The following is a 12,662-nucleotide window of genomic DNA, read 5'->3' as shown; positions in this document are numbered from 1 at the left end:
AGACCGCTCGGCTAAGCTGTCATTAACCGGCGACAACGAAGATCAGGTACATCGCGATACCAACACCGATCATCGGAACGGCGTCAAGCAGACCGGCCATGATGAAGGTTTTGGTTTGCAGCTGGTCGCCCAGTTCAGGTTGACGCGCAGTAGATTCAAGCAACTTGCCGCCCAACAGGGCAAAGCCAATGCCAGTAGCCAGTGCGCCCAGACCGATGATGATGGCAGCTGAGAGATAAACCATTTCCATGATGTTGCTCCTGAGTTTAAGTTTTGGTTAAGGGTTGAGGGTTAATGAAAACGTTGTTGCTTGGTTTAGTGGTGTTCGTGCGCCGCGCTCAGGTATACAACCGAAAGCGTGGTGAAAATAAAGGCCTGCAGCGTTACCACAAGAATGTGGAAGATGGCCCATGGCACGTCCAACAGCCAGATAGCCCAGAACGGCAGTAGGGCGATCAGGATAAAAATAACCTCACCGGCAAACATGTTGCCGAACAGACGCAGGCCAAGACCTAGCGGCTTCACAAGCAAACCAATCACTTCAAGCACCAAATTGAAGGGAATAAGTGCCCAGTGATTAAATGGTGTCAGTGAAAGCTCTTTCGCAAAGCCACCCGCTCCTTTTACTTTGATGCTGTAATAAATAATTAAGCAGAACACACCTAACGCCATACCTAAGGTGGCATTAGGATCAGTCGTCGGTACGATTTTCATGTACTCAACGCCGAGCTTATTGAACAGCACAGGGAAGTAATCAACGGGGATAATCTTCAACGTGTTCATGAGCAGAATCCACACGAACAGCGTCAACGCTAGAGGCGCAATAATAGGGTTGCGTCCATGGAAAGTAGCGCGAGTCAGGTTTTCAATGAACTCAACCACCATCTCTACAGCATTTTGCAAGCCGCCGGGCACACCCGTCGTGGCTAACTTGCCAGCTTTGCGGAAGAGCCAAATGAACAGCAAGCCCATGGCAATGGACCAACCCATGGTATCTAGATGGATAGCCCAAAAGCCCATTTCACGCGCTTCTTCGGCGGAATGTGCCAGCGACCAACCGTTCTCCGGGTGATTACCAAAGGTTAGGTTCTGCAAGTGGTGCTGGATATAGTAAGTCGACGAGACTTCGTTTCCTGCGGCCATAGACATGTCACCTCAATAAGTTGTGCGATTTCCTGGGCATTAGCCAAGGCGCTAGCCAATGCGTCAGAACAATCGCGACATAAGCACTAAAAAAGAAAGCGGGGTTTGAGGGGGGCGCTACAACAAACACCAGTGAAAAAAGTGCCACCGTCAAACCAAACTTGCCTGCTTCGGCGCGAAATAAATCCATCGCGCCAGATGTGCGACGCTTTACACGAAATACACCCATTCGATAGATAAAAAAAGCGTGTGGTAGTAATGCTACCAGCGCTCCTTTTAACACCGACAGCACATCAGCCGGAGGTGCTATCAAAAGGGCGAATAACATGCCCAAGAACGTAACGATAAGTTGCGCGAGTATCAGTCGAACAAAATATGTTTTTTGTCGCTGGGTTTCCAAACGTCGCATAATTCCCCAGCACGTTAGGTTGAAAAGTTTTACAACCTGTCACTTATCATCATTACGAGCGACCTGCACAAATCTTGCGCGATTATAGGGAAGCGCTATCACACCTTCAACCGATGTTGCACGGATTTCGCGCCTTTCAGCACTTACTTGCGACCAAAGGGCTAAAAATATGCGGTAACTTAGTAAGCCTGCTATTTAATGTGTGCCAAAATTCCGTCTAGCTCTTCAAGGCTGGTGTAGCGAATCGTTACTTTACCTTTTCCTTTTTGCCCATGGTCTATAGAGACGGGCGCACCTAGCAATTCCCCCAGATGTGTTTCAAGCCGTGAAACATCCGGTGTTTTAGTGGTACGTGGTGAAACTTGGGCAGGCGTGTTGTTAGATTGGACTTTTTTAACCAGCGATTCGGTGTCACGGACGGTCAAATCGTTGTTGACCACTTCATGGGCAATTTGACGTTGCTGGGTAGTGTTAAGCGAAAGCAGGGCTCGCGCATGCCCCATATCTAAATCACCGCGTTCAAGCAACGTTTGTACTTCAGGGTCTAACGCTAACAAGCGCAGTAAATTAGCGACCTGGGTGCGTGATTTACCAACTGCATCGGCAATTTGCTGCTGGGTAAGCTCAAACTCTTCCCCTAAGCGTTTTAGAGCAAGCGCTTCTTCGATTGCGTTTAAATTTTCGCGCTGAATGTTCTCAATCAGCGCGAGGGCTAAAGCTACTTCATCGCTAACATCGCGAATAACCGCTGGTATAACGTCTAATTCAGCCAACTGTGCAGCGCGCCAGCGCCGTTCACCTGCGATAATTTCATAGCGGTTTTCACCTACTGGGCGAACCACAATAGGCTGCATTACCCCTTGCGCACGGATGGAGTCGGCAAGCTCTTCCAGGGCTTCTGGCTGAATATCTCGGCGTGGCTGATATTTACCGCGAGTAAGCTGGCCAAGAGGTAAACGTTCTAGCCGTTCAGCCGCCGCTTCCGTTGTTGGCGCGGGCATCAGTGATGTGTCTGCACCATCAAGCGTTACACCACCAGTAAGATCTAAACTGTCACGACGACGGGCGCCCGCACCAATCAGGGCATCCAGGCCACGTCCTAGCGCGCGTTTACGCGTCATTCGCTTCCCCTCGTACTTTTTACGTTACAGCGATAGCCGCCGGATCATCTCTTTTGCAAGCACACGATAAGCCTGACTACCCCGCGAAAAACGTGCGTACTGGGTAACGGGCAAGCCATGGCTTGGTGCTTCAGCAACCTTCACATTGCGCGGAATGGTTGTTTTTAATAGGGCATCGCCAAAAAAGTCTCTCAGCTGTTTGTCGACTTCACGCGTCAAACTGGTGCGCTTATCGTACATAGTCCGCAGAATGCCAGAAACGGCTAAGTCAGGATTAATGCTTTGTTTGATCTGCTCAACGGTATCCAGCAATGCTGATAAACCTTCCAATGCATAAAATTCGCACTGCAATGGAATCAGCACACCATTAGCGGCCGTTAGCGCGTTGACGGTAAGCATATTCAGTGACGGTGGGCAGTCAATGAGGACAACATCATAGTCATCTGCGACGCTCTGTAGCGCTAACGACAAACGGCTTTGTCGCTGTTCACTATCAAGCAGTTCTACCTCTGCAGCCGTTAAGTCGCCATTGCTTGGTAGGACGTCATATTTCACTGGAAGTCCACGAACAATCGCATCGCTTGCGGTTGTTTCTCCCAGCAATACATCAAGTACACTTTTATCAAGAGCGTACTTGTCGATACCACTACCCATGCTGGCATGCCCTTGCGGATCTAAATCTACCAGCAGGATCCGACGATCCAATGCCGCTAAACTAGCGGCAAGGTTAACGGCTGAAGTGGACTTGCCCACACCGCCTTTTTGGTTGGTCAGGGCAATGATCTGGCTCACTACTCAACTCCTTTTGGGGTCAGAATCAACAGCTGCCGCTCGGCCGTCTCAAAGGGTACGCGCAGAAGGTGACGTGCCTGAAGCTCAACATAGGCGGGCAACTCACGCAGCTCATCATCAGCGCCAGGGCCTTTCATGGCAAGCCATTGACCGTTAGTTGCCGGTAACCCTTGGGTCAGTGTGACAAAGTCTACCAAGCTGGCAAACGCTCGGGAAATCACCTGATCAAAGACCTGCTCACTAAACTGTTCAACACGTGCTTGGGTTGGCGTTACGTTGTTCAGCGATAGCTCCATGACGGCTTGGCGCTGAAAACGTACTTTTTTACCATTACTATCAAGCAACGTTACCTGGAGGTCAGGCTTTAAAATAGCCAGCACAAGTCCAGGCAAGCCTGGCCCGGCTCCGACATCTAACAACGTTGTGCCATGGATATACGGTGCAATTGCTGCGCTATCCAGTACATGGCGAGACACCATGTCTTCAACATTGCGCACTGCCGTGAGGTTATAAGCCCGGTTCCACTTGTGCAACAGTGCTAACAGTCCTAGTAGCTGTTCGCGTTGAACAGCGCTGATAGCAATTCCAAATGCTGCCATCCCTTCATCTAAACGAGGTGCAACAGTATTTGGTAAGCTGTTGATTAACGGCGTTAATTGAGTCATCCGTTAACAACCTCGGTACTGCTTACAAGCCGACGTTTTTTTAGATGTATCAGCAAAATAGACACTGCTGCAGGGGTCACCCCTGAGATTCTAGCTGCTTGAGCTAACGTTTCAGGCCGCGTTTCGCTAAGTTTTTGACGGATCTCATTGGATAGTCCCTCAACCCGTTGATAATCCAGCTCAGCAGGCAGCGGGGTTGCTTCATGGCGTTTGAGCTTATCGATCTCGTCCTGCTGGCGATCAATATAGCCTTGGTATTTCGCTTGAATTTGTACCTGCTCGGCGACGGCGTCGTCATTAACGTCATGGTTTTCCATGCCGGGCAGTGATGTGATATCAGCGTAAGTCAGCTCGGGACGCTTTAACAAATCGCTTAAGCAATATTCTCGTGGAAGTGGCCTGCCGGTTTTCTCGGCAATCTTCGCGGCAGCAGGTGTATTGGGCTGTACCCAAACGGTTGCTAAACGTGCGGTTTCACGCTCAATGGCATCGCGTTTTTGGCTAAACGCCGACCAGCGTTTGTCATCCACCAAACCCAGCTCACGACCTTTTTCAGTCAAACGCAAGTCAGCATTGTCTTCGCGTAGCAGGAGACGGTATTCCGCACGCGAGGTAAACATCCGATAGGGTTCTTTGGTACCCATGGTAATCAGATCATCCACCAATACGCCGAGATAAGCTTCATCGCGACGTGGGTACCATGCTTCTAACTGTTTGGCACGACGAGCGGCATTTAGCCCTGCTAGAAGCCCCTGAGCACCGGCTTCTTCATAGCCGGTGGTCCCATTTATTTGTCCGGCAAAAAACAGGTTGTGGATAAATTTAGTTTCTAGCGAATGTTTTAAATCCCGCGGATCAAAAAAGTCGTACTCAATCGCGTAGCCAGGGCGAGTGATGTGCGCATTCTCAAGCCCTTTAATCGAGCGAACTACCTGTAGCTGAACGTCAAAAGGCAGTGACGTCGAAATTCCGTTGGGGTACAGCTCATGAGTATCGAGCCCTTCAGGTTCGATAAACACTTGGTGGCTCGATTTATCCGCAAAGCGGTGAACTTTGTCTTCAATCGATGGGCAGTAGCGCGGGCCAACGCCTTCGATGACACCAGAATACATAGGCGAACGATCTAAATTCGCCATGATGATTTCATGGGTTCGCTCATTGGTGTGTGCTATGTGGCAACTCACCTGATGAGGGTGCATCTCCCGTGAACCGAGGTATGACATAACTGGCGTTGGGGTATCACCTGGCTGTTCTTCCAACGATGTGAAGTCAACGGTTTTGGCATCAATACGCGGGGGCGTGCCGGTTTTTAACCGGTCAACGCGAAATGGCAGTGCACGTAGGCGTTCAGCTAAGGCATTGGAAGGGGGATCACCAGCGCGGCCACCGCGGCTTTGATCTAACCCAATGTGGATAACACCACCTAAAAACGTGCCTGTTGATAACACGACAGACTCTGCGTGGAAACGAATACCAGTTTCCGTAACGACACCACGTACGGTGTCGTTATCCACAATCAGATCGCCAGCAGCTTGCTGAAAAATCGTTAAATTCGGCTGATTTTCCAACATGCCACGAATAGCCGCTTTGTAGCGTATGCGGTCAGCTTGAGCACGCGTGGCACGAACCGCCGGACCTTTGCGTGCGTTGAGCACACGAAATTGGATGCCGCCTAAGTCCGTGGCTAGCCCCATTGCACCACCAAGTGCATCAATTTCTTTTACTAAGTGGCTTTTGCCAATCCCACCAATTGCCGGGTTGCACGACATCTGGCCGAGCGTTTCGAAATTGTGGGTTAGCAACAGGGTTTGACAACCCATACGAGCAGAGGCCAATGCGGCTTCGGTTCCCGCATGGCCACCGCCGATGACAATCACGTCAAAGCGGTCGGGATAGTTCAAGAGGCACCTCGTCTTGTGCCGTTTGGCACGGATGATGTTGGTCAGTGTGTGTTCACTGTTTGAGTAAGCCGGCCAGTATAAACCTCCTGTGGGTAACCGTCAGGTTTTTCCACATTCCAAATTAGGTCTTTGTCTATTATTAATAACAATATAAAAATATATAAGAGAAGTTCTATTGATGTTGTAACTACTAGTGTGGACAAAATCTGTTGATAACCATAATAAATCAATATTTTTCATGTAGTTAAACTGTTAGTTTTTACATGATTAAACGGCGAAGTACCTGAGTAGAAGCGGTGCTACTCCTGTGGATGAAAGCGTGACTTATGCACAAGCATGGCAAACAACGGGTTATCCACCGACTCATACCGAGTTTGTTACCGCACCTGTGAACAAGTGGAGTCAGTATCGTGAAAAGTGGCTATAACCGCTCATGGTAGGTGATGCAGCGTGATGTGGCGCAGCATGTAAAAAATAGTATCCACAGGCAAAAAAAATGGCCTGTCGTTGCGACAGGCCATTTAACGAAGTAAAAATTGGCTAAAAAATCAGTTTAACTCTGCTATTTAATGCTTCAACACACGAGCCAGGAAGGATTGTGTGCGCTCATGTTGAGGAGCATCGAACAGCTGTTCAGGTGATCCCTGTTCAGCAATTTCACCTTTATGGATAAAGATAACGCGGTCTGCTACTTCACGGGCAAACCCCATTTCATGGGTCACAATCACCATGGTCATGCCTTCTTTGGCAAGCTCGCGCATGGCATCCAATACTTCACCAATCATTTCAGGGTCAAGTGCTGAGGTAGGCTCGTCAAACAGCATAAGGCGGGGTTCCATGGCCAATGCACGCGCCAGCGCGACACGCTGCTGCTGCCCGCCAGAGAGCTGACTTGGGTATTTATCTGCTTGGTCGGCAATGCCCACACGTTCTAGCAGTCGTTCAGCGCTCTCTTCAGCATCTTGGCGGCTCCATCCCCGAACTTTCATAGGCGCGAGGGTAACGTTGTCGCGCACGCTCAAGTGGGGAAAAAGATTGAACTGCTGAAACACCATGCCGACTTCAGTACGGATGGTTTGCAGCGCTTTACTGCTTTTACCATTGGGTAGTAATTGGTTGCCATCAACATCAAGCGAACCGGATTGAAACTCCTCTAAACCATTGATACAGCGGATGAGCGTTGATTTACCAGAGCCGCTGGCACCGATGATAACGACGACTTCACCAGGGACAATTTCAAGGTCAATATTATTGAGTACGTGCAGGCTGCCAAAATGCTTATTGAGCTGCTGCATACGCACAATGGGTGATTGGGTAGAGGTCATTGCACGTTCCTTATTGTCCTGCGAGGCCTCTGCGCTCAACTTGGCGCAGAATCAAAGAGAGGGTCCAAGTGATGGCAAGATACAGCAATGCCACCATGAAATAGACCTCTAGTGCGGTAAAGGTAGTCGCAATATAAATTTGTCCTTGGCGGACTAACTCACCGACCCCGATAACGGAAAATAGCGAGGTATCTTTGATACTGATAATGCCCTGATTACCTAGTGGCGGAATCATGCGGCGCAGAGCTTGGGGCCAAATCACATAGCGAAAAGCTTGGGTTCGAGATAGGCCTAATGAGAGCGATGCTTCTCGCTGGCCACGTTCAATAGACTGCACGCCACCTCGCACAATTTCAGAGATATAGGCTCCTGAATTTATGGCGATAGCGGCAATGCCGGCGACTAAGGCGTTGATTGGACTGCCCAGAAGCTGGGGTAGACCGTAAAAAATAAACAAAACCTGCACTAAAATAGGCGTGCCGCGAAAAACTTCGACATAAAAAATAGCTGGCCAACGCAGCCAACGTACTGGGCTAATACGCAATAAGCCAAAGAAAATGCCAATAAAGAAGCCAATGGCTAGGCCGCCAAACGATATCAGCAGTGTCCAAGGAATACCTGGTAATAGGTAAGGGATCGACCCAAACGCGGCCGACCAATCAAACTGAAAGTTAACGTCCACGCGTTATCTCCAGAAAAATAAACAACGGCACAGGGCCGGGAGGTTAGCCACCCGGCCCTGAAATGAAATTACTCATTGGCGGTAGTAATAGCGACCAGCGATGTTATTCAGCGCTGGGGGCTTCACCAAACCATTTTGTGTAGATTTCATCGTAGGTACCATCTTCACGCATGGCAGCAAGCGCTTCGTTGGTTGGCTCTACCCACTCGCTACCTTTATGGAACACGATACCGTACTGCTGACCTTCATATAGCGGGCCAACCACCTTGGTGCGGCCTTCGCCACGAGTTTGTGAGAAGTAGGCAACGTTAGGGGCGTCGTACAGTACCGCATCAACGTTACGCCCTAAGAGCGCCATGTACATATCGGCGGTGCCTGGATAGGGAGTAATATCAGCATCTTCGCCAAGTTCTTGTTGAAGGAAGTCGTAGCTAGTAGAGCCAATTTTGGTGGCAACGGTGAGACCCGCTAGGTCCTCAATCGAAGAGACATCTTCGTTGTCGGCACGCACGATAATTTGCAGACCTGAGTCATAGTAGGGGTCGGAGAAGTCGACCACTTGCGCACGCTCTTCCGTAATGGTGGTGCCAGCAATAGCGATTTCTTGACTGCCGGTTTGGACGGCAGGAATGATGCCAGAGAATTCCATGGTGGTAAGGTTAACGTCAAAGCCAGCACGCTCGGCGACGGCGTTGATGATATCCATATCGAAACCAATCATTTCGCCGGTTTCTGGATCCATCATTTCGAACGGCACAAAGCTTGGGTCGGTCGCCACATTGACAGAGGGTGTTTGTGCAAACGCGACAGTGGTAGTACCTAAGCCAAGCGCAAGGGCGGTAGCAATGACAGATTTTTTCAGTAGGTAGTTCATTCGTTTCCCCGTGTTTTATTTGGTTAGCAACGCGATTTAAAGAAGATTTTTTCTTATAAATTGCATCTGTAACCGTTATTGACCTTTTAACCTTGGCGAGAAACCACCAAGGCGTCAAGTCACGGGGTGGGGGTTGTTACCAACGTTGGTTAGACCATAAAGGAAGCCCCGCAGCCGCAGGTGGTTGTGGCGTTAGGGTTTTGGACACGAAAACGGGCACCTGCTAACCCTTCTTCATAGTCGATGGTAGAACCCACCAAATATTGGTAGGAGAGAGGATCGACCACAAGAATCGCCTCACCAAATTCAATTAACGTGTCGTCTTCGGCCACGTTTTCAGCAAAATCAAACCCATACTGGAATCCTGAGCAGCCACCACCGGTGACATAAACGCGTAATTTCAGCGCAGGGTTTGCCTCTTCTGCTATTAGTGCTTGGATCCGTTTCCGGGCACTATCAGACAGTAGTAAAGGCGTTGGAACAAAAGCTTCTGCACCGCTCATGGGTACCTCCCGCGAGCTTTAAGAACGAAAAATCGGCATTGGAGTGTGATTATGGGTAATTCCCAGCAAAATGGTCAACTATTGTGTTGGAGTATCAAGTAAAGGACAGCTCACCGAGGAGGCTCTGGCAAATGCCCTCCTCTTTGAACTGTCTTCTACATGCTAGTGTTTTGTGTGGCTCAAGGCATCAACGCTGGGGCGTTGAGGCCCATATTTTCTTCAAAGCCAAACATGAGATTCAAGTTTTGAATCGCTTGCCCAGATGCTCCCTTAACTAGGTTATCAATTACTGAAAGTACGACCACGGTATTGCCATTGTCAGGACGGTGAACAGCGATACGGCAGGTATTGTTGCCTTTGACACTACGGGTTTCCGGGTGGCTGCCTGCAGGCATGACGTCAACAAACGGCTCGTTAGCATAGCGCTGTTCAAAAAGCGCCTGTAAATCGCCGGGCTCTTTCGTCAGCGTGCTATACAGCGTGGCATGAATACCACGAATCATTGGCGTTAAGTGGGGTACAAAGGTTAGACCGACAGCGTTAGGCTGCATATCACCTAATCCTTGGCGAATTTCAGGCAAGTGGCGATGGCCTGACGCGCCGTAAGCTTTCATCGATTCGCTGGCTTCGGCTAGCAGCGAGGCCACCTTGGCACCACGGCCTGCGCCGGTAACGCCTGATTTACAGTCAGCAATTAACTGGCCTGGGTCGATCAAACCAGCTTCTAAAAGCGGTAGATAGCCCAGTTGAACCGCTGTTGGGTAGCAGCCAGGCACAGCAATTAAACGGGCATTTTTGATCTGTTCCCGGTGCATTTCTGGCAGGCCATACACGGCTTCTTTCAGCAGTTCCGGCGCGCCGTGGGGTTGGTCGTACCAACGGCTCCACTCGTCGGCGTCGCGCAGCCTAAAATCAGCAGATAAGTCGATTACGCGAGTACCATTGTCGAGCAGTTCGCCTGCTAGTGCGTGGGCCACACCATGGGGGGTCGCAAAGAACACGGCGTCCATTGCACCCAATGCCTTGGCGTCTGGCTCACTAAACGTGAGTGCATCATAGTGGCCGCGCAAGTTAGGGTACATATCACATACCTTTACGCCTGCTTCTGAGCGAGAGGTAATCGCTTCAACACTTACTTGGGGATGCTGGGCGAGTAACCGTAACAGCTCAACGCCGGTATAGCCGGTTCCACCCACAATGCCAACCTTGATCACAAACGACTCCTTGCGCGCGTTGCGTGTTAAGACATAACAATAATTAACAGCCTAAAGAGATGGCAACAGGCTGTCGAACGGTATCTGGCTATGATACACAAGAGAGCAGATGCTTAAGAGCACTGCGCAGAAGAAGCTCGTTTAGGGTGATCCGTTCAGTGGTAAAGCAAAACACCGCTCAAAAAAACGAATAATCAGTGCAAGGATGAACGTTGTGGCACGTTTTTCGCGATCAGATTTTACGTTGGAGAGTTTTCGCCGCCAGCTGGCCAATGTGGATGCGTTGCCCCAGCTTTGTGTGCTGGGGTTAGTGTCTGGGGTGATCACGGGCGCGGTGATGGTAGCTTTTCGTTTGCTGCTAGAAGCGGGTGCTGCGCTTTACATGCCGGAAGGCAATCCCGAAGCGTTCGAAGGGCTTTCACCTTGGATACGCGCACTGCTGCCGGTCATCGCGGTGACTATCATTGGCACGTTCCTCTATCGCCAAAAAGCCGCGGCACGAAAATTAGGGGTTGGCCATGTGATCGAACGCCTCACTTATCACCAGGGGCGCTTTCCTTTGCGCAACTGGTTAAACCAATGGTGGGTGGGTGTTGTTTCTGTGCTGGGTGGTCTTTCTGCCGGTCGTGAAGGGCCTGCTATTCATTTGGGCGCGGCTGCATCCAGTGGATTGGGGCTTAAGCTTCGTTTACCCAATAACAGTTTGCGGGTGTTGGTCGCTTGCGGTACAGCAGCGGGTATATCAGCGTCGTTTAACACACCCATTGCAGGGGTTATCTTCGCTATGGAAGTAGTGATGATGGAGTACACCCTGATGAGCTTTATGCCGGTCATTCTCGCCTCTACCATGGGGGCATTAGTGGCTCAATTGGTCTATGGCAACGAACCAGCGTTTCGCATTCCTGAGGTTGCTCTAGGCTCTTTGATGAATGTGCCTTGGGTGGTGGTAATTGGTTTAGCGATTGGCCTATTAGCAGGTTTGTTTATTCATATCTCCCGCAATCAGTACTTGCAGCAATGGCCCCTGTGGCTAAGGTTAGCGGTCGTAGGCGTATCGACAGGCGCTGTAGCGTGGTGGTTTCCTGACGTACAAGGTATCGGTTACGACAGTGTAGCGGCCATGTTGAATAACCAGCTGACGATCAGTGTGTTGCTCGCACTGGTAATTGCTAAATTACTGATTACCGCTCTTACCGTAGCAGGTGGTGTGCCGATCGGCATTATTGGGCCTGTGTTAGTGATCGGTGCTGCCACTGGTACGTTAGGGGGAATGCTAGGCGGCTGGGTATGGCCAGATAAAGCGGCAGACCCGAGCATTTATGCCATGCTAGGTATGGCAGCAATGATGGGCGCTGTATTGCAAGCGCCCCTTGCTGCATTAATGGCATTGCTTGAACTAACTCACTCACCTCATATTATGCTGCCAGGTATGCTAGCCGTTGTGGTGGCCTGTTTAACATCAAGGCAACTTACCGGTTGTGAAGGCTTTTTTATCAGCTCGGTGCGTTATGGGCTGCACCCATTACAACAGCCTTTAATGCAGGCACTTTCGCGGGTATCGGTGCCAGCGGTCATGGAGCGCCATCTAGTTCGTACCGAGCGAATGATAACGCCCGATCAGGCTCGGCGTCTGTTGGAAACCAATCCTGTGTGGCTAGTGATTGAGCGTTCTAATGCAGAAAAACCGGTGCTGGCGCTAAAAGCCGCTGAGCTTGCGCGTTGGCTGCTAGAGCATGATGAAGCGCTGCAGGACGAAGCCCCTTCAGACGATGAACTCATCGATTTACTAGAAATTCCTGGGCAGCGACTTGAGATGGCACCTATCGGGCTACAGGCAACGCTATCTGAAGCGTTTCTAAAGCTTCAGAACAATGCGTTAGGCGCGCTTTATGTGGTGCACGGTTATCGGCCAAAGCAGCAGCGAATTTCAGGTATCATTACTCGAGACGCTATCGAGCGTTATTATCACTACGCTGACCCACGCGGTGCTGATCCCCGTGATGCTGATGCTCAGCAATAAGCCAAATGCCTAA

At 50.3% G+C, this 12,662-nt stretch carries 13 protein-coding genes; 1 reads left to right on the top strand and 12 read right to left on the bottom strand.

The annotated features are described in order from the left end of the window. Positions 1-22 precede the first annotated feature (22 nt). The 12 genes from atpE to argC all read right to left on the bottom strand — a co-directional run bounded on the left by atpE (position 23) and on the right by argC (position 10,629). Positions 23-250 carry a F0F1 ATP synthase subunit C gene (gene atpE, locus M0220_RS07840; RefSeq protein WP_007112217.1) on the bottom strand — a complete coding sequence of 76 codons (228 nt, stop codon included), beginning with the start codon at positions 248-250 and terminating at the stop codon, positions 23-25. Positions 251-315: 65 nt separating this feature from the next. Then, complete coding sequence (atpB, locus tag M0220_RS07835) at positions 316-1,143, bottom strand: F0F1 ATP synthase subunit A (protein WP_009723319.1); 828 nt, start codon at positions 1,141-1,143, stop codon at positions 316-318. A 7-nt stretch (positions 1,144-1,150) separates the two neighbouring features. Then, complete coding sequence (locus M0220_RS07830) at positions 1,151-1,552, bottom strand: ATP synthase subunit I (protein WP_030071604.1); 402 nt, start codon at positions 1,550-1,552, stop codon at positions 1,151-1,153. Positions 1,553-1,743: 191 nt separating this feature from the next. After that, complete coding sequence (locus M0220_RS07825) at positions 1,744-2,673, bottom strand: ParB/RepB/Spo0J family partition protein (RefSeq protein ID WP_264019074.1); 930 nt, start codon at positions 2,671-2,673, stop codon at positions 1,744-1,746. A gap of 24 nt (positions 2,674-2,697) precedes the next feature. Beyond that, positions 2,698-3,465, bottom strand: a complete 768-nt coding sequence (locus M0220_RS07820) for a ParA family protein (protein ID WP_030071608.1) — start codon at positions 3,463-3,465, stop codon at positions 2,698-2,700. Next, entirely contained in the window at positions 3,465-4,130 is a 666-nt protein-coding gene (gene rsmG, locus M0220_RS07815) for a 16S rRNA (guanine(527)-N(7))-methyltransferase RsmG (RefSeq protein WP_264019073.1), read from the bottom strand. The genes M0220_RS07820 and rsmG overlap by 1 nt, the downstream gene beginning before the upstream one ends. After that, complete coding sequence (mnmG, locus tag M0220_RS07810; RefSeq protein ID WP_030071612.1) at positions 4,127-6,031, bottom strand: tRNA uridine-5-carboxymethylaminomethyl(34) synthesis enzyme MnmG; 1,905 nt, start codon at positions 6,029-6,031, stop codon at positions 4,127-4,129. The genes rsmG and mnmG overlap by 4 nt, the downstream gene beginning before the upstream one ends. A gap of 566 nt (positions 6,032-6,597) precedes the next feature. After that, positions 6,598-7,356, bottom strand: a complete 759-nt coding sequence (locus tag M0220_RS07805) for an amino acid ABC transporter ATP-binding protein (RefSeq protein WP_318784692.1) — start codon at positions 7,354-7,356, stop codon at positions 6,598-6,600. A 10-nt stretch (positions 7,357-7,366) separates the two neighbouring features. Next, complete coding sequence (locus M0220_RS07800) at positions 7,367-8,038, bottom strand: amino acid ABC transporter permease (protein WP_264019072.1); 672 nt, start codon at positions 8,036-8,038, stop codon at positions 7,367-7,369. Between the two features lie 103 nt (positions 8,039-8,141). Further along, a complete protein-coding gene (locus M0220_RS07795) occupies positions 8,142-8,912 on the bottom strand; it encodes a transporter substrate-binding domain-containing protein (RefSeq protein WP_264019071.1) in 771 nt (256 codons plus the stop codon). 149 nt (positions 8,913-9,061) lie between these two features. Continuing rightward, the gene (gene erpA / locus M0220_RS07790) at positions 9,062-9,415 is read right to left on the bottom strand and encodes an iron-sulfur cluster insertion protein ErpA (RefSeq protein WP_030071618.1); all 354 of its coding nucleotides are present in this window, start codon (positions 9,413-9,415) and stop codon (positions 9,062-9,064) included. 179 nt (positions 9,416-9,594) lie between these two features. Continuing rightward, positions 9,595-10,629, bottom strand: coding sequence for an N-acetyl-gamma-glutamyl-phosphate reductase (gene argC, locus M0220_RS07785; RefSeq protein ID WP_264019070.1), 1,035 nt, complete (start codon positions 10,627-10,629; stop codon positions 9,595-9,597). A 214-nt stretch (positions 10,630-10,843) separates the two neighbouring features. On the opposite strand from argC, the gene M0220_RS07780 reads away from it, so the two are divergent. Further along, positions 10,844-12,649, top strand: coding sequence for a chloride channel protein (locus M0220_RS07780; protein ID WP_030071622.1), 1,806 nt, complete (start codon positions 10,844-10,846; stop codon positions 12,647-12,649). The last annotated feature ends 13 nt before the right edge of the window (positions 12,650-12,662 follow it).

Origin of the sequence: Halomonas qinghailakensis (genome assembly GCF_025820815.1) — a bacterium.
GTDB classification, from domain to species: Bacteria; Pseudomonadota; Gammaproteobacteria; order Pseudomonadales; family Halomonadaceae; genus Vreelandella; species Vreelandella qaidamensis.
Note: the sequence above shows the minus strand (reverse complement) of the source record. Positions and strands in the feature narration are given on the sequence as shown.

What these genes read in the sequence shown, in the direction of transcription:
- atpE (WP_007112217.1), bottom strand. Translation starts at nt 250, where the DNA reads ATGGAAATGGTTTATCTCTCAGCTGCCATCATCATCGGTCTGGGCGCA.
- atpB (WP_009723319.1), bottom strand. Translation starts at nt 1,143, where the DNA reads ATGGCCGCAGGAAACGAAGTCTCGTCGACTTACTATATCCAGCACCAC.
- M0220_RS07830 (WP_030071604.1), bottom strand. Translation starts at nt 1,552, where the DNA reads ATGCGACGTTTGGAAACCCAGCGACAAAAAACATATTTTGTTCGACTG.
- M0220_RS07825 (WP_264019074.1), bottom strand. Translation starts at nt 2,673, where the DNA reads ATGACGCGTAAACGCGCGCTAGGACGTGGCCTGGATGCCCTGATTGGT.
- rsmG (WP_264019073.1), bottom strand. Translation starts at nt 4,130, where the DNA reads ATGACTCAATTAACGCCGTTAATCAACAGCTTACCAAATACTGTTGCA.
- M0220_RS07805 (WP_318784692.1), bottom strand. Translation starts at nt 7,356, where the DNA reads ATGACCTCTACCCAATCACCCATTGTGCGTATGCAGCAGCTCAATAAG.
- M0220_RS07795 (WP_264019071.1), bottom strand. Translation starts at nt 8,912, where the DNA reads ATGAACTACCTACTGAAAAAATCTGTCATTGCTACCGCCCTTGCGCTT.
- erpA (WP_030071618.1), bottom strand. Translation starts at nt 9,415, where the DNA reads ATGAGCGGTGCAGAAGCTTTTGTTCCAACGCCTTTACTACTGTCTGAT.